This window comes from Duganella sp. sic0402, from assembly GCF_019219065.1.
In the GTDB taxonomy this organism is placed as follows: Bacteria; Pseudomonadota; Gammaproteobacteria; order Burkholderiales; family Burkholderiaceae_D; genus Rugamonas.
In genome coordinates this window covers 66,244-82,595 of record NZ_JAHUWK010000005.1, presented here as the reverse complement: position 1 = coordinate 82,595, position 16,352 = coordinate 66,244, and the positions used below count along the sequence as shown (strand labels likewise).

The window sequence follows — 16,352 nt, the reverse complement described above, 5'->3', positions numbered from 1 at the left end:
GAGCTGGCTTTATGGCCGGATGGCGGCTTTATGTGTTGGTCGTAACGCTTCTTACGTCTATGAAATTGATTATTGCGCTATTGGTGCAGGAAGTCAAAAGGTATGTCGTAATATCGTTAATACCCTTTTGTAACTGCATGATTCAAAAAGAAAATTACGCGTAAAACACGCGCTCCGGATGGTGTTTTCTGGTCCTTGAACACCACAGTAACACGGCTTGCGAAGATGTGCTGACACGCTATCCGCCGCATGAGATAAGATGCTTCATTAAGTCACCCAAGTAACAGGAAATATCATTATGTTGAATGAACAATTGCGCCGCGTTTTGCAGCAGATGCCGAAAGCCGAGCTGCACATCCACATCGAAGGCTCGCTGGAGCCGGAGCTGATCTTCGCGCTGGCCGAACGTAACGGCGTCAAGCTGGCTTACGCTTCGGTGGAAGAACTGCGCGCGGCGTATGCCTTCACCGATCTGCAATCCTTCCTCGACATCTACTATGCTGGCGCCAGCGTGCTGTTGCAGGAGCAGGATTTCTATGACATGACGGCCGCCTATCTGAAGCGCGCCGAAGAAGACAATGTGCGTCACACCGAAATCTTCTTCGATCCGCAAACGCATACTGCGCGCGGCGTCGATATCAAGGTGGTCATCGACGGCATCCACCGCGCCTGCCAGGACAGCCCGGTCAGCGCCACGCTGATCCTGTGCTTCCTGCGCCATTTGTCGGAAGAGGATGCGATCGCCACGCTGGATGCGGCGCTGCCATACCGCGATAAATTCATCGGCGTTGGCCTGGACTCATCGGAAGTCGGCAACCCGCCGGAGAAATTCGCGCGCGTGTTTGCCCGCTGTCGCGAACTGGGCCTGCACCTGGTGGCGCACGCCGGAGAAGAAGGTCCGCCGGAGTACATCTACACCGCGCTGGATACGCTGAAGGTGGAGCGCATCGACCACGGCGTGCGCTGCCTGGAAGACCAGGCGCTGACTGAGCGTCTGGCGAAAGAGCAGATGGCGCTGACGGTGTGCCCGCTGTCGAATATCAAGCTGTGCGTGTTCGATAAGATGGATCAGCATAATCTGCTGGAGCTGCTGGATGCGGGGATTGTCGCCACCGTCAATTCGGATGACCCGGCTTACTTCGGCGGCTATATGAACGACAACTTCATCGCCACGTTTGAGGCACTGCCGCTGGGCCTGTCGCACGCACAGCGCCTGGCGCGCAACGGCTTCGCGGCTGCCTTCCTGCCTGCTGAGCAAAAGCAAAAGTTCCTCGATGAAGTGGACGCATTTTTCGCCAAGGTCTAAATGTTCAAACTCGCCCTCAATATGACGGCGCGCGACTGGCGCGCCGGCCAGCTGCGCTTTCTGCTGATCGCGCTGACGGTGGCGGTGGCCGCCTTGTCCGCCACCGGCTTCTTCATCGACCGCCTGCGCAGCGGCCTGGATCGCGACGCGCACCAACTGCTGGGCGCTGACGTGGTGGTCAGCGCCGACCTGCCGGTGCGCGCTGACTGGCGCGCGCAAGCCGTGCAGCGCGGACTGGTGGTGACCGACACCATCAGCTTCCCCAGCATGGCGCAGGCAGGCGAGGGCGAACAATCGACATCGGTGCTGTCGGCATTGAAAGCCGTCGGCCCCGGCTATCCATTGCGCGGCAAGGTCAAGACCACCAGTGACGCCGCGCAAGCCGAGCAAAGCATCGGCGTCGCCGCCACCGGCGTGCCGACAGCCGGCACCGTGTGGGTAGAGCCTGGTCTGCTGGGTAGCCTGAACACCGGCGTCGGCCAGCAGATCCAGTTGGGCGACAAGAAATTCACCATCACCCAATTGATCGCTGCCGAGCCGGACCGTGGCGCCAACTTCCTGGCTTTTGCACCGCGCGTGATGTTTGCGCTGGAGGACCTGGATGCGACCAATCTGATTCAGCCCGGCTCGCGCGTCAACTACCGCATGCTGGTCGGTGCGCCGCCGTCGCTGAAGGATGGCGCGCAAGTCGCCAAGGCCTATGAGGAATGGCTGAAAGCGGCCATCAAGAGCAACAACATCAAGGGCGTGCGTGTGGAGTCGCTCGACGGCCGTCCTGAAATGGAAACCACGCTGGAACGCGCCGACCGCTTTCTGTCGCTGGTCGGCCTGCTGTCGGCCATGCTGGCGGCGGTGGCCGTGGCGATGGCCGCGCGCCGCTTCATGCAGCGCCACCTGGATGCCTGCGCCATGCTGCGTTGCCTGGGGCTGACGCAAAACCAGGTGACGGCCATGTACCTGATTGAATTCCTGCTGGTTGGCGTGATCGGCAGTGCGCTGGGCGTGGCAGTTGGTTTCGGTGCGCACTATGTGCTGCTGGAGGTATTGGGTTCGCTGGTGTCCTCGGAACTGCCGGCGCCGACCATCTTCCCGGCCTTGCAGGGCATGGCGATCGGCATCCTGCTGCTGGCCGCGTTTGCGCTGCCGCCTATTCTGCAACTGCGCAAGGTGCCGCACAACCGCGTGATCCGCCGCGAGCAGGAGCCGCCGAAAGTCAGCGCCCTGGCCACCTACGGCATCGGCATGGCCGGCTTTGTGGCACTGCTGCTGTGGCAGGCGGGCGATCCGAAAATGGCGCTGTACACGGCGCTGGGCTTCCTGGGCGCATTTGCCGTATTCGGCCTGGTGGCCTGGCTGGGATTGCGCTCGCTGCGTTCGCTGCGCGGCCTGATCGATCATCAGGGCTGGCGCTTCGCGATCACCTCCTTGCAGCGGCGTCCCGGCGCCACCATGGTGCAGGTGGTGTCGCTGGCGCTGGGCATGATGGCGCTACTGGTGCTGACGGTGGTGCGCGGCGACCTGATGACGGCCTGGCGCAACGCCACGCCGGCCGATGCGCCGAACCGCTTCATCATCAATATCCAGCCGGAGCAGGGGGAGGATATCGCCAGGCGCCTGAAGGCGGCAGGCGTCAACTACGCGCCGCAATACCCGATGATACGCGGCCGCCTGACCCAGGTGAACGGCCTGCCGGTCACCGCCGAGACCTACACGGAAGACCGCGCACGCGGCCTGGCCGATCGCGAATTCAATCTATCGACCATGGCGCAGATGCAGGCCGAGAACAAGATCGTGCAGGGCAAATGGTTTGAGGACAAGCCGGGCGCGCCGGAAGTGTCGGTGGAAGAGGGCATCGCCAAGACACTGCGCTGGAAGCTGGGCGACAAGCTGCGCTTCGATATCGCCGGCTCGCCGGTGGATGTCACCATCACCAGCATCCGCAAGCTGGATTGGGGTTCGATGCGGGTCAACTTCTTCGCCATCATCAATCCGGCGGCGATGAACGATATCTCGCAAAGCTGGATCAGCGCCTTCCACCTGCCGGCCGGCCAGGGTGCGGTGATGAATGCGCTGACGCGTGATTATCCCAACCTGACCATCGTTGATGTCGGCGGCATCCTGCGCCAGGTACAGGCGGTGCTGGACCAGGTGATCACTGCGGTGGAGTTCCTGTTCATCTTTACGCTGGCTTCCGGTGTGCTGGTGCTGTACGCGGCGCTGATGGGATCGCAGGACGAACGCACCCGCGAGGCCGGCCTGCTGCGCGCGCTGGGCGCGACCCGCAAGCAGCTGTCGCAGGCGCAGCTGATCGAATTCACGCTGGTTGGCGCGCTGTCCGGCGTGCTGGCGGCGACTGGCGCGGCAGCCATGGGCTGGGCGCTGGCCACCTATCAGTTCAAGTTCGCCTGGGAATTCAGCCCTGCGGTATGGCTGGTCGGACTGGTGGCCGGTGCGCTGTGCGCCATCGCCGGCGGCTGGCTGGGACTGCGCAATGTGCTGCGCCAGCCGCCGCTGCAAACGCTGCGCGAAGCCTAAGCAGCGATGAACTGCGGCTGCGGCTCGCGCAGGTACTGCGCATAGGTGTACGGACGCTGCGCAAAGTAATGCGCGGGCAGGTCGAACAGCGCCCAATAATACGTCTCTGTGCCGTAGCAGATGCGCGGCGCTGCGCTGTAGCGGTGCCAGTGCTTCGCCATGCCGCTGGTGTACATGCCGTCGCCATGCGGGTCGTGAAAAAACGTCAGTACATGCCGCTCCAGCAGCGCATTCAGTAGCGAGCGTGGCGCATCGCTGTCGCGGGCGATTTCGTACTGCGCCTGTATGCCTTGTTCGGTTTCGATCATCATCAGCGTAGCCTTGCCGTGCCGGTCGAGGAACAGGATGCCGGCCGGGTTGGGAAAGATGTAGTGTTCCACAAAGCCCAGCGTGCGCTTGAGCTCCTGCACCACCTCCGTCAGCGCCGGATCGGTCAGGAAGCGGTAATCGTGCAGCGCCACCAGTTCGCGCAGCGTATCGGAACGGCTGTCGAAATAGCAGTCCTGCATGGCGTTGATCTCCATTTCCAGTATGTCCAGGGCGTGATCGTCGCTCTTTTTGATGTAGCGGTCGATCAGGCCGCGGTTGAAGGCGACGACAGCGATTTTCTCGTCGGCCGCGCCGGTGAACAGGATCTTCTTGCACGGCAGATGCGCCACCGCTGCGCAAAATTCCAACCCGTTCATTTGCGGCATCGAGTAATCCACCACCAGCACCGATGGCGTGGCGAAGCGTTCGCGTTGTTCGGCGATGCGGTAGATGCGCTCCAGGTCCAGCGCCACATTGCATTGATCGGCTGGCAGGTTGTGCATGTCGAAGTTGACGTGCAGCGGTATGCCATTGCCGGGCGTGCCGGCGCACAGCCAGTGCAGCGCCGCGCTGGTGTCGTGAAAGGTCTTGTTGGCCAGCGCGGAGTCCAGCTGGAAGGACAGGCTGCTCAGGAATGAATCGCTGTCGTCGATCAGCACGGTCAGCGTTGGATGGGCGTAAACAGGCAGGTGCATGATTTACCTCGCGGGGAACTCCAGAATGAAGATGGCGTAGGCGTTCTCGCGCGATACGCAACGTATGCCGGCGCTCCACGCATCCATGATTTCACGGCACAGGGCCAGGCCGATGCCGGCACCGTTGTGCGGTGGATGCGAATAAAAACGACGGAAGATCAGCGCCATCTGCGACGGCGGAATGCCGCAGCCGGTGTCGATGAACAGCAGGCGTGGCGGCTGGTGGCCGCCATCGATGACGATACGCACGCGCCCCTTGCCGGCGCGCTGCACGGCGCGCAAGGCGTTGCGCAGCAGGTTAAGCAGCACCACCACCGCCAGCTCGGTCTGGCCAGCAAACTGGAAGTTATGCCGCAGCTCCAGCTGAACTGTCTTTTGCTGCTTGCTGCTGGAGAAGGGGTAGCGCTTGAGTACTGCCTCCACCACGCTCTCCATCGACACCGTTTCCGATGGGTGCAGGTTTTTCCGCACCGCTGTGGCGCTCAGCAGGAACAGGTCAATCATGTGGTTCATGTGGCGCACCTCAAACTGAATCCGCCCTAGCGCTTCGACCGTGCTGTCACGCTCATCCTGGACCGGGTGGGCGGCGGCGACGCGCAGCAGGCCACGCACATTGGCGTCCACGCTGGTGAGTGGCGTGCGCAATTCATGCGCGACGGTGGCCAGCCCCGCGCCCATGCCGGCCAGCTTTTCCTGCGCCAGCACATGGCGGCTGATCTTGGCGACGGAGAGCACGGCGATGGTGAACCAGTGGATTGGCAACTGCTGTAGCACCTCCTGGCTGAACAGTAACTGGCCGTTGCCCATGGCCGTCGCCGCCACGCACGCCAGCACCGTGCCGATGGCGTAGGCGCGCAGCGCCAGTCCGGTATCGAAGTGGAATAGCACCACCAGGCCGATCAGCAACGATTCACTCCACACTCCGGATGCATGGTTCATCAAAAACATGAAAGTAAAGAAGAACGGAAAGATGTAGCTGAGTGCCACCAGCAGGTACAGATTGAGCATCTGCTGGCTGAACTGGCGCGCGAACAGGCCCAGTACGCACAGCAAAATGCCGAGCAGCCGCAGTGGCAGCGATTCGTACTGCTGCGGGAAGAAGTGCTGCCAGATTACATAGAACAAAGGCATGCCTACCGTGCCGATGCAAGCCAGCAGCAGCACGCGCACGGTCGCATGGTCTTCGCGGCCATGGTAAAGCAGCAGCGACTGCAACAGTCCATACTGCCGGCGTTTAAGGCGTTCATGCAGTGAGAGCTTCATGGCGGCGATTGATTTTTACCAAGTGACCATCATCGCCCTAATTTGCTCGCGCTTATTCGATATCAAAGCGGTCATTGATACGTATCAATCTCGGTGAGTTTTTTTCCCGCATGGTGGCGACTGCCGTTCGCAAAAGGCAACCATTCTTGTTCAATCTCAAGGAGATACCTCATGACTTACGCTATTGCCAAGAAACAAGCTTGCTTTGATCTGCCGGATTTTCTGACCCGTCGCATGGATCTGCATTACATCACCCGCATTGAGCAGCTATTAGGCGGCGAGCATCCGCACGCCTGGCAAGCGACGCCGGCCGGTGCGGTGTTCCTCGCCGGGAATGACTACCTGTGCCTGGCCGGCGAGCCGGCGCTGGTGGAGGCGCAGGTCGCAGCGCTACGCCAGCAGCAGGGCGAGTTGCTGATGTCGGCCGTGTATTTGCAGGAGGGCAGCGCACAGCACCGGCTGGAGCGCAAACTGGCGTACTTCATGGGGGCTGAGGATGGCATTCTGGCGCAGTCCGGATGGGCGGCGAATGTGGGGCTGGTGCAGACGCTGGCCGGGCCGGAGATTCCGGTGTATCTCGACATGCAGGCGCATGCCTCGCTATGGGAAGGCGTGCAGTCCGCAGGTGCGCTGCCGGTGTCCTTCCTGCACAACGACATGGAGCATTTGCAGAAGCAGTTACAGCGCCACGGACGCGGCCTGATCGTGGTCGACGCGCTGTACAGCACCAACGGCAGCATCGCACCATTGGTGGAGCTGGTGGAGATTGCCGAGCGCAGCGGCTGCATGCTGATTGTCGACGAATCGCATTCGCTAGGTACGCATGGGCCGCGCGGGGCCGGGCTGGTGGCGCAACTGGGGTTGAGTGAACGTGTTCATTTCCGAACGGCGTCGCTGGCCAAGGCGTTTGCTGGACGCGCGGGTTTCATTAGCTGTTCCAGTTACTTCAAGGGTTACTTCCTGTCCGAGTCGCGCCCGGCGATTTTTAGTTCTTGCATGCTGGGGCATGAGCTGGCGTGGTTCGACGCAGCCATCGACTTCATCGCCGCCGCCGATGATCGCCGCACCGCGCTGCATGCGCATGCCCGCGCGCTGCGTGCGGACTTGAGCGCATTAGGCTACAACGTCAGCGATGGTACGGAGCAGATCATCGCGCTGGAGGCGGGGGCAGAACCGCGCACGCTGGCGCTGCGCAAGCTGCTGGAACAGCATGGCGTATATGGCGCCATGTTCTGCGCGCCTGCCACGCCGAAGAACCGATCGCTGGTGCGGCTGACGCTCAATTCCGGGCTGAATCAGGGGCAGCTGGCGCGCATCGTTGACGCTTGCGAGGCGATACGCGAACAGATGGATCTGGACAGCTGGTCATCCACGCGGCGCCTGCGCAGACTGGCCTTGGTATAAGTTATGATGGAGGGTATGACTGAAGAATCCCGTACCCTCTATGAAGTAATTGGCGGCGAGTCGACCATCCGCGAGATGGTCAACCGCTTTTATGATCTGATGGAACTTGAACCGGAGTTCAAACTGCTGCGCTCCGTGCATGGTCCATCGCTGGACAACGCCAATCAGCGTCTGTTCATGTTCCTCAGCGGCTGGATGGGTGGCCCGGATCTGTACCAGCAGGCGCACGGCCATCCACGCCTGCGCATGCGCCACATGCCGTTCGCCATCGGCACGCAGGAGCGCGACCAGTGGCTGCGCTGCATGGCATGGGCAATGGAGGATGTCGGCATCGACACCGAGCTGCGCGTGCGTCTGATGAATTCCTTCTTCCAGACTGCGGACTGGATGCGTAACAAACCGGATTGATGCCATGAGCCAGATCGAGTTTTTCGTCTTGCTGGCCGCGCTGGCCATCGTGATTGCGTTGCAGGTGCTGGCGATGCTGCGTTCCCGCAGCGCACCGGCGGCTGATCTGGCGGAGCGCATCGAACGCGTCGAGCGGGAAGTGCGCATGCAGTTGCAGACCACCGCCCAGGCCAGCAATGCCGCCTCCGTGCAGCAGTTTGAAGCCATGCGCCGCCAGCTCGAAGCGCAAGGGCTGGTTGGCCGCAACGAGCAGGCGCGCAGCCTGAAGCTGTTCTCCGACACCATGCATCAACGCATGGAGGAGATACGCGCCACGCTGGAAGTGAAGATCAAGGATCTGCAGGCCGACAATGGCGCTCGGCTGGAAGAGATGCGCAAGACGGTGGATGAGAAACTTCACGCCACGCTGGAGTCGCGATTGAACGCTTCGTTCCAGCAGGTGTCCGAACGGCTGGAGCGCGTGCATCAGGGCCTGGGCGAAATGCAGCAACTGGCGCTCGGCGTCGGCGATCTGAAACGGGTGCTGACCAATGTGAAGACGCGCGGTACCTGGGGCGAGGTACAGCTGGAGATGTTGCTGGAGCAGGTTCTCACGCCCGATCAATATGCGAAGAACGTTGAAACCATCGCCGGTAGCGGTGCGCGGGTGGAGTTTGCGCTCAAGCTGCCAGGCCAGGGCGACAACGGCCAGCCGGTGTGGATGCCGATCGACGCCAAGTTCCCGAAGGAGCAGTACGAGCGTCTGCTGGAAGCTGCCGACAACGCCGATGCCGAAGGCGTGGCGCTGGCCGGCCGCGAACTGGAACGCGCGGTGCGGGTGGAAGCCAAGACCATCTCCGAGAAATACGTGTCGCCGCCGCACACCACTGACTTTGCGATCCTGTTCCTGCCGACCGAAGGACTGTACGCGGAAGTGATGCGCCGTCCCGGCCTGGCCGATGAACTACAGCGCGTCAACCGCATCAGCATCGCCGGTCCGTCGACGCTGACCGCGCTGCTCAACAGCCTGCAAATGGGCTTCCGCACCTTGGCGCTGGAAAAGCGTTCGTCGGAAGTGTGGCAGGTGCTGGGCGCGGTGAAAACCGAGTTCTCCAAATTCGGCGACGTGCTGGCTGCCACCAAGTTGACGCTGGAACGCGCCGCCAAGAATATCGAATCGGCCGAAACGCGCAGCCGCGCCATGGCGCGCAAGCTGAAAACGGTGGAGGCGCTGCCGAGTGAGCAGGCGCAATTGCTGATGGGCGCTGATCCGGATAAAGGTGACCTCGACACGGAGTAATCCTTGTTTGTGCTTAATTGTGCGCATTTGTACGCATTGATGCGTATTTGTGTACAATGCACGCATGAAACCCGAACCTCTACTGCTGCCCGAGCGGCATGAATTAATATTTAAGCAACTGCATGCTGAAGGTCGCGTGCTGGCCGCAGCGCTGGCGCGTCAGCTTCACGTCACAGAAGACACCATCCGCCGCGATCTGCGCGATCTGGCTGCCGCTGGCCTGTGCCAGAAGGTTTACGGCGGCGCCGTGCGCATGCCGCCCGGTCCCGAAGCCGGCACGCTGGTACAGCGCATGGAGCGCGGGCAGGATGGCAAGTCGCGCCTGGCCGCAGCGGCCGTCAAGCTGGTGGCGCCGGGCAGCACCATCTTCCTCGATGCCGGCAGCAGTAATCTCGCTGTTGCCGAAGCGCTGCCGGTCGCGCCGGTGACGGTGCTGACCAACGCGCCATCGATCGCCGCGCGTCTGCTCGACAGGCCGCATGTGGACCTGATCATGATCGGTGGCCGCATCAGGCAAAGCCTGGGCGGCAGCGTCGGCGCCACCGCCATGCGCGAGTTGGAGCTGATCCATCCCGACCTGTATTTCATCGGCGCCTGCGGTGTCGATGTGCAGGCCGGCGTCACGGCGGTCGATTACGAGGAGGCGGAGTTCAAGCGCCGCCTGGCGGCACACAGCAAGGCCACCGCAGTCGTCGCCACCGGCAGCAAGATCGGCGCCGTGGCGTCCTACCATGTGCTGCCGATTTCCCAATTAACCCACCTGATCGTCGAAGCGGAAACCGGCGTGGATGTTGCGGAGGCCTATGCGGCCGCTGGCACCCGCCTGCTGCGTGCCGGCGCGTGAATGCAATGAAAACTACTGGTTTAAAACAGCGCGTATCGACGCGCCTGGCTTTCCTGGCGGCCGGCATGGCCATGTCTTCGTGGGCGCCGCTGGTGCCGTATGCGCAAACCCGCACTGGTGTCGAAGCTGCGCAACTGGGTTTGCTGTTGCTGTGTCTCGGTATCGGCTCGCTGCTGGCAATGCCGGTGACTGGCGTGCTGGCAGCGCGCTTCGGCTGCCGCCGCGTGGTGCTGTGGTCAGGCCTGGCCTGCTGCGCGGTGTTCCCATTCCTGGCGATCGCGCCCAGCGCACCCTTGCTGGGATTGACCTTGTTCCTGTTCGGCGCCGCCATCGGCACGCTGGATGTCTCGATGAACGTGCAGGCGGTAATCGTCGAGAAGGACTATGGCAGTGCGCTGATGTCGGGCTTCCATGGCATGTTCAGTGTCGGTGGCATCGCTGGCGCCGGCGGCATGAGCCTGATGCTGTGGCTCGGCATGGACATCGTCAGCGCTTCGGTGGCGATGACCATCGTGGTGGCGGGCGTGCTGCTGGTGGCGGGGCCGCATCTGCTGCGCGAAGCGCCGGCGGCGGAGCGCGACGCGCCGTTTCTGGTGGTGCCGCGCGGCGCCGTGGTGCTGATCGGCGTGCTGTGCATGTTCGTGTTCCTGGCCGAAGGCGCGGTGCTCGACTGGAGTGCGGTGATGCTGACCGATGGCGGCATGCGCGGCGCACAGGGCGGCCTCGGTTATGCGGCGTTTGCGGTGGCGATGACCATCGGCCGCCTGAATGGCGACAAGATCGTGCAGCGCTGGGGCGGTCGCCGCATCTTGCTGCTGGGCGGAGTGGCTGCCGCTGCGGGCTTCCTGATCGTGGTGCTGGCGCCATCGGCGTGGCTGGCGCTGCCGGGCTTTGCGCTGATCGGTTGCGGCGCGTCGAATATCGTCCCGGTGCTGTTTTCGGCGGCCGGCAATCAGCAAGACATGCCGGCCGGGCTGGCGGTCAGCGCGATTTCAACCATCGGCTACGCCGGGATTCTGGCGGGGCCGGGGCTGATCGGTTTTGTTGCGCATGCCGTCGGCTTGCAGTGGGCCTTTGCGGCGCTGGCCGCCGGCATGCTGCTGGTGGCTACACAAGCCCGTCGAACAGCATAACGTCGACCGTTTGGCCAGCGGCGACGTTGGCCTGGTCGTGGTGCAGCACGACGATGCAGTTGGCCTCGGTCATAGAGCTGAGGATGCCGGAACCCTGGGCGCCGGTGAGGCGTACTTGCGGTGTGCCGTCATCGCTCTTGCTGACGATGCCGCGCTGATACTCGGTGCGGCCAGGGCGCTTGCGGATCGCTTGCGTGGCGCGCGCCTGCATGGTTTGCAGTGCGCTGTCGGCGCCCATCATGCGCAGCAGGGCGGGGCGGGCGAACAGGTAGAACGACACCATGACGGCGACCGGGTTGCCGGGCAGGCCGAATAACCAGGCGCTGTCCTGCCCCGCTTGCACTTTGCCGAAGGCCAGCGGCCGGCCGGGGCGCATGGCCAGCTTCCAGAAGGCGACGTCGCCCAGCAGCGCCATGATGTCGCGCGTGTAGTCGGCCGCACCTTCGGAGACGCCGCCGGAAGTGATGATGGCGTCGGCGCTGGCGGCGGCCTGGCGCAGCGCGGCTTCCAGCGCTTGCGGATCGTCGCGCACCACGCCCATGTCGATCACTTCGCAGCCGAGTCGTTGCAGCATGCCGAACAGGGTGTAGCGGTTGCTGTCGTAGACGCAGCCGTCTTCAAGCTTTTCGCCGAGTGAGCGCAGTTCGTCGCCGGTGGAGAAGAAGGCAACTTTCAGCTTGCGCTTGACCGTGACTTCGCCGATGCCGAGGGAGGCGATCAGCCCCAGATCCGCAGGGCGCAGCAGCTTGCCCTGGGCGATGGCGATGCCGCCGGCTTGCAGGTCTTCACCGGCGCGGCGCAGGTTGGCGCCGGCGCGGATGGCGTTGTGGGTGATAGTGACGTCATCGTCGTTGATGTTGGCAGCGAGTTCCTGCGGCAGCACGCTGTCGCAGCCGGGCGGGATGGCGGCGCCGGTCATGATGCGCACGCATTCGTTGGCGTGCGGCGCTTGCGTGAACGGGTGGCCGGCGTAGGCGACGCCGATGGTCTTAAACTTGGCGCTCGCGCCTTCGGTCGGCAGGTCCTGGCCGCGCAGCGCATAGCCGTCCATCGCCGAGTTGTCGTAGGCGGGGACGTTGATCGGCGAGATGATGTCTGCGGCCAGCACGCGGTCTAAAGCGGCCAGCAGCGACAGCTGCTCGGTCGCCTCGACCGGCGCGACGCGCGCGCAGATCAGGCGCTGCGCATCCTCGACCGCCAGTGCGGCTGGATCAGCGTCCGGTGCGCGGCTGCTGGGCGCCGGTGCGGTGCTGCGCTCGTGGTGGTGCAGGTCTTCGAGGGTGTTGATGTTGCCGAAGGCGGCGCTGTCGTCGAACAGCACTTCCGCCACGTGCAGCGTTTTGTAGAAGCCTTCCATGCGGCGCGCACCGGTTTCAAGGTAGGTCTCCAGCTGCGGCAGCACGCTGCTCTTCACCAGGCTGAAGACCGGGTGCGGCTGGCGGAATGGCGCCGCTTCCGGCTGCTCGGGATCGTGCTCCATCGTCACCGCCATCGCCAGATCGGCGCCTTCCGCCTCCATGGCCGCGTGCAGGCGCTCGGCCATATCCAGCGGGAAGAATGGCGAGTCGCACGGCGCCGTCAGCAGCAGTCCGGTGGGGCAGAACTGCAAGCCAACCTGCAAGCCCGCCAGCGGCCCGGCAAAACCATCCAGATAGTCCGGCAGCACCGGCGACTCGCCGGCCACCGCCTGGTACTGCGGCAGATTGCGATTGGCGTTGATTGCCACCGACGCCACTTGAGGCGCCAGCCGCGCCAGCACATGCGCCACCAGCGTTGCGCCGCGAAACGGCTGCAAGCCCTTGTCCACGCGGCCCATGCGGGTACCACGGCCGCCTGCCAGTATCAGTCCCGTGACCTTGTTCTTCAAAGACAAAACTACCCCCCGATATAAGACATTTCCACTTTGTTGGCGCCGCGCCGTAGCGCCGCCGTCTGGCTGGTACGCAGCGCCGAATAGCGGTCGCCGCGCGCGCGCCACAGATGCGCCAGCGCGGTGCTGATTTCAGCATCGCTGCGGCCCTCGCGCAGCAGTGCGCGCAGATCGTGGCCGCTGGTGGCGAACAGACAAGTGTACAGTTTACCCTCAGTCGACAGCCGCGCGCGAGTACAGTCCGCGCAAAACGCCTGGGATACACTGGAAATCACGCCGATTTCGCCGCTGCCGTCGGCATAGCGCCAGCGCGCGGCCGTCTCGCCGGTGTAGTTGGCGGCCACCGCTTGCAGCGGCAGTTCGGCGCTGATGCGGCGCACCACCTCGGCCGATGGAATCACTTCGTCCATCTTCCAGCCGTTGGAGGCGCCGACGTCCATGTACTCGATAAAGCGCAGGATGTAGGGCGAACCACGGAAATGCCGCGCCATCGGCACGATCTCCTGGTCGTTCATGCCGCCTTTGACCACCATGTTGATCTTGATCGGCCCCAGTCCCACCTGGTGCGCGGTGTCGATGCCTTTCAATACATCGTCTACCGAAAAATCGACATCGTTCATACGCTGGAAGGTGGCGTTGTCCAGCGCATCGAGCGACACCGTCACGCGTTGCAGGCCGGCGTCCTTCAGCGATTGCGCTTTGCGTGCCAGCAGCGAAGCATTGGTGGTCAGCGTCAGGTCCAGCGGCTTGCCGCTGACGGTCTTCAGCTCGGCCAGCATGCCGACCAGCCGTTCGATATGCTTGCGCAGCAGCGGTTCGCCGCCGGTCAGGCGGATCTTCTCGACGCCATGCGCGACAAACAGTTTGGCGATGCGGGTAATCTCTTCAAACGATAGCAGCGCGGTGTGCGGCAGATAGGGGTAGTCGCTGGTGAACACCGCCTTCGGCATGCAGTACACGCAGCGGAAGTTGCAGCGGTCCGTGACCGAAATGCGCAGGTCGTGCAGCGGCCGCGCCAGCTGATCGCTCAGCAGGCCGACAGGTGTTTCCAGCGTGGAGGGGATGACCGGCACGTCGCCACGTTGCTCGGTCATCATGATGATCTTTTCTGCCATGGGTATTGCAATCTTGCTGTTTTTGAAAACCTGGGCACACCCTCGCGCGCCCAACCAGCTACGATACCACGGGCAGCAATTCCGTGCCCAGTCCAGAGCTTAGAAGCCCGCCTCGCGCCAGGCCACTGAAGCGGCGGTGCGCAGGAAGCGCAGCGCCGGCGCTTCCCACTGCCCGGCGATGGCGACATGGCCGCGCCATTCCGGGCTGGATGGCGGCAGTTCGGCATCCGCCTGCAGCAGCACGCGGTACACCGCATGCTCGGGATACAGCACGCCATTCTTCTCGCGCACCAGCACATCGCCGCCGAACAGCGCCGCCAGCGCCGGTTCGCCCAGCACCCGGCTGGCGTCGCGGTCGATGGCGGCCACGGTCAGGCGCAGTGCTGGCCCCCCCATGCCGTCGGCGATGAACAGCGCGCGGTCCCCCTTGGCGATGCGGCGTACCGCTTCTTCGTCGACGTAGGTGACGACTTGCCATTTACCGGCGGCGACCAGCGAACCCAGATACTCCTGGTTCTTCAGCCATTCGCCGGGGCGCAGATCGGGATCGACGTCGACCAGCATGCCGGCATACGGCGCCTGCGGCCGATAGCGTTGCTGGTCGGCGCCGACGGTGGCGCGTTCGGCGCTGGCGTAGGATAGCTGGTCGTTGAGCACCTGCCAGTCCTTGCGGCTACCGGCATCCAGCCCGGCGGCGGCCGATTGCCAGGCCAGCGCTTCGTGGCGCGCGCCGGTTTCGTCCTCGCGCAGCGCCAGTTCCGGCGACGACAGGCGCAGCAGCGGCGCGCCGGCGGCGACCTGCTGGCCGTTCGTCACCGGCAGCGCTTCGAGTGCGGCATGCGGCGGCGCATACAACGCCAGGCGCTGTTGCGGTTGCAGCAGGCCTGAGGTCAGCACGCGGTTGGGCCATGGCAGCACGAACAGCGCGGCCAGCAGCAACAGCAGCAGGGCGCTGCGTTTGCTGCGGCGGCCATGGGGCAGGTCGCGCCAGACTTTGATCTCGCGCCACACCGGCAGCGCGACGAACCAGCAGATCTCGACGATGAACAGCAAAATGCCGACCGCCTTGATGAAGAAGTGATAGACCAGCGCCGCAATCCCGAGGAACAGCACCAGCCGGTAAAGCCACACTGCCCAGGCAAACAGGATCAGGCCAGTGTGCAGGCGCGGCGGGAATGGTTCCGGCGCCGGCTCGCCGAGCGCAAACAGGCGCTCGCGCAAATCCCAGCGCGCCAGCGCGAACGAGCGGTTGTGCAGGTTGGGCAGGCCCAGATAGTCGGACAGCAGGAAGTAGCCGTCAAAGCGCATGAAGGGACTGGCGTTGATCGCCAGTGTGGTGATCCAGGTGGTGGTCGACAGCAGGAAGGCCACCTGCTGCGGCCCGCCTTCCGGCAGCCACACCCAGGCCAGCGTGGCCCAGCAGGCGATCATCAATTCGGTCATGATGCCGGCGCCGGCTACCGCCAGCCGCTGTTCGCGGCGCGCCAGCTTCCACACTTCGTTGGTATCGGTGTAGGCCACCGGCCACATGACCAGGAAGGCCAGGCCCATGGTCGGCACGCGGCAGCCATAGCGCTTGGCGGTCAGCGCGTGGCCCATTTCGTGGCACACTTTGGCGAAGGTGATGGCGCAGCCGTACAGCAACGCGCCTTGCCAGCTCAGTGTGTCCATCAGCGTGGCGCTGAAGCGGTCCCACTCGCGCCAGGCGCCGGCCAGGCCGAAGACGCCGGCGGCCAGTGTCAGCCAGCGGAACAAGGGCGAAAACAGGAAACCCAGTTGCGGCGTGATGCGGTCCAGCCAGCGGTCCGGCCGCACCAGCGGGATGCGGAAGAACAGATAATTATGCAGCAGCCATTGGTGCCAGCTGCCGCGCTGCTTGTCGCGCATGGCCGCCAGTGTGGCTGCCGAGCCGCGCGCCGGTTGCAGCAATTGCTGGTCGCGCAGGAAGGCCAGCAGGCGATCGAGGTCGCCAAGGTCGAGTTGCAGCGTGGTGTCGCGGTTGATCTGCTCCAGCATCGCGTGCGGGTTTTTCAAATCCCAGCGGCTCAGCATTTCAAAGCTGGGCCAGTCGAGCTGGAAGAACTGGTTGCGTACCGGATCGTGCAGCGTCCAGCTGGGCTGGCCGTCGGTCAGGCGCGGGCCGGCGTCGATGGCGAGTTCCTGGCGCAGCAGGGGCAGTTGCAGCAGCATG

12 protein-coding genes are annotated in these 16,352 nt (G+C 63.8%); 7 read left to right on the top strand and 5 right to left on the bottom strand.

What is annotated here, in order from left to right:
- Nucleotides 1–298: 298 nt before the first annotated feature.
- Together KW842_RS14325 and KW842_RS14320 are read left to right on the top strand one after the other, a co-directional pair.
- Complete coding sequence (locus KW842_RS14325; RefSeq protein WP_218304788.1) at nt 299–1,306, top strand: adenosine deaminase; 1,008 nt, start codon at nt 299–301, stop codon at nt 1,304–1,306.
- On the top strand, nt 1,307–3,841 hold the full coding sequence (locus KW842_RS14320; RefSeq protein WP_218304787.1) for an ABC transporter permease: 2,535 nt from the start codon (nt 1,307–1,309) through the stop codon (nt 3,839–3,841).
- Here KW842_RS14320 and KW842_RS14315 read toward each other — a convergent pair.
- Nucleotides 3,838–4,845, bottom strand: a complete 1,008-nt coding sequence (locus tag KW842_RS14315) for a hypothetical protein (RefSeq protein ID WP_218304786.1) — start codon at nt 4,843–4,845, stop codon at nt 3,838–3,840. The two genes, KW842_RS14320 and KW842_RS14315, sit on opposite strands and share 4 nt — an antisense overlap.
- A gap of 3 nt (nt 4,846–4,848) precedes the next feature.
- The gene (locus KW842_RS14310; RefSeq protein ID WP_218304785.1) at nt 4,849–6,108 is read right to left on the bottom strand and encodes a HAMP domain-containing sensor histidine kinase; all 1,260 of its coding nucleotides are present in this window, start codon (nt 6,106–6,108) and stop codon (nt 4,849–4,851) included.
- 171 nt (nt 6,109–6,279) lie between these two features.
- Between KW842_RS14310 and cqsA the strand changes: the two genes are divergently transcribed.
- The 5 genes from cqsA to KW842_RS14285 all read left to right on the top strand — a co-directional run bounded on the left by cqsA (nt 6,280) and on the right by KW842_RS14285 (nt 11,176).
- Nucleotides 6,280–7,512 (top strand): alpha-hydroxyketone-type quorum-sensing autoinducer synthase, encoded by a 1,233-nt coding sequence (gene cqsA / locus KW842_RS14305; protein ID WP_218304784.1) that lies wholly within the window; start codon nt 6,280–6,282, stop codon nt 7,510–7,512.
- A 15-nt stretch (nt 7,513–7,527) separates the two neighbouring features.
- Nucleotides 7,528–7,920 (top strand): group II truncated hemoglobin, encoded by a 393-nt coding sequence (locus KW842_RS14300; RefSeq protein WP_218304783.1) that lies wholly within the window; start codon nt 7,528–7,530, stop codon nt 7,918–7,920.
- A 4-nt stretch (nt 7,921–7,924) separates the two neighbouring features.
- On the top strand, nt 7,925–9,199 hold the full coding sequence (locus KW842_RS14295; protein ID WP_218304782.1) for a DNA recombination protein RmuC: 1,275 nt from the start codon (nt 7,925–7,927) through the stop codon (nt 9,197–9,199).
- A gap of 64 nt (nt 9,200–9,263) precedes the next feature.
- Complete coding sequence (locus tag KW842_RS14290; RefSeq protein WP_218304781.1) at nt 9,264–10,043, top strand: DeoR/GlpR family DNA-binding transcription regulator; 780 nt, start codon at nt 9,264–9,266, stop codon at nt 10,041–10,043.
- A gap of 5 nt (nt 10,044–10,048) precedes the next feature.
- Nucleotides 10,049–11,176, top strand: a complete 1,128-nt coding sequence (locus tag KW842_RS14285; RefSeq protein ID WP_218304780.1) for an MFS transporter — start codon at nt 10,049–10,051, stop codon at nt 11,174–11,176.
- Here KW842_RS14285 and glp read toward each other — a convergent pair.
- From glp to KW842_RS14270, 3 genes are all read right to left on the bottom strand, one after another.
- Nucleotides 11,151–13,049 carry a gephyrin-like molybdotransferase Glp gene (glp, locus tag KW842_RS14280; protein ID WP_218304779.1) on the bottom strand — a complete coding sequence of 633 codons (1,899 nt, stop codon included), beginning with the start codon at nt 13,047–13,049 and terminating at the stop codon, nt 11,151–11,153. The genes KW842_RS14285 and glp overlap by 26 nt on opposite strands.
- A 2-nt stretch (nt 13,050–13,051) precedes the next feature.
- Nucleotides 13,052–14,161, bottom strand: coding sequence for a GTP 3',8-cyclase MoaA (gene moaA / locus KW842_RS14275; RefSeq protein ID WP_218304778.1), 1,110 nt, complete (start codon nt 14,159–14,161; stop codon nt 13,052–13,054).
- 99 nt (nt 14,162–14,260) lie between these two features.
- Nucleotides 14,261–16,351 (bottom strand): HlyD family efflux transporter periplasmic adaptor subunit, encoded by a 2,091-nt coding sequence (locus tag KW842_RS14270; RefSeq protein ID WP_218304777.1) that lies wholly within the window; start codon nt 16,349–16,351, stop codon nt 14,261–14,263.
- Nucleotide 16,352: the final 1 nt, after the last annotated feature.

Coding starts and splice junctions, on each gene's coding strand:
- KW842_RS14325 (WP_218304788.1), top strand. CDS start 299: ATGTTGAATGAACAATTGCGCCGCGTTTTGCAGCAGATGCCGAAAGCC.
- KW842_RS14295 (WP_218304782.1), top strand. CDS start 7,925: ATGAGCCAGATCGAGTTTTTCGTCTTGCTGGCCGCGCTGGCCATCGTG.
- KW842_RS14270 (WP_218304777.1), bottom strand. CDS start 16,351: ATGCTGCTGCAACTGCCCCTGCTGCGCCAGGAACTCGCCATCGACGCC.
- KW842_RS14285 (WP_218304780.1), top strand. CDS start 10,049: ATGAAAACTACTGGTTTAAAACAGCGCGTATCGACGCGCCTGGCTTTC.
- moaA (WP_218304778.1), bottom strand. CDS start 14,161: ATGGCAGAAAAGATCATCATGATGACCGAGCAACGTGGCGACGTGCCG.
- cqsA (WP_218304784.1), top strand. CDS start 6,280: ATGACTTACGCTATTGCCAAGAAACAAGCTTGCTTTGATCTGCCGGAT.
- KW842_RS14315 (WP_218304786.1), bottom strand. CDS start 4,845: ATGCACCTGCCTGTTTACGCCCATCCAACGCTGACCGTGCTGATCGAC.
- KW842_RS14290 (WP_218304781.1), top strand. CDS start 9,264: ATGAAACCCGAACCTCTACTGCTGCCCGAGCGGCATGAATTAATATTT.
- KW842_RS14310 (WP_218304785.1), bottom strand. CDS start 6,108: ATGAAGCTCTCACTGCATGAACGCCTTAAACGCCGGCAGTATGGACTG.
- KW842_RS14300 (WP_218304783.1), top strand. CDS start 7,528: ATGACTGAAGAATCCCGTACCCTCTATGAAGTAATTGGCGGCGAGTCG.
- KW842_RS14320 (WP_218304787.1), top strand. CDS start 1,307: ATGTTCAAACTCGCCCTCAATATGACGGCGCGCGACTGGCGCGCCGGC.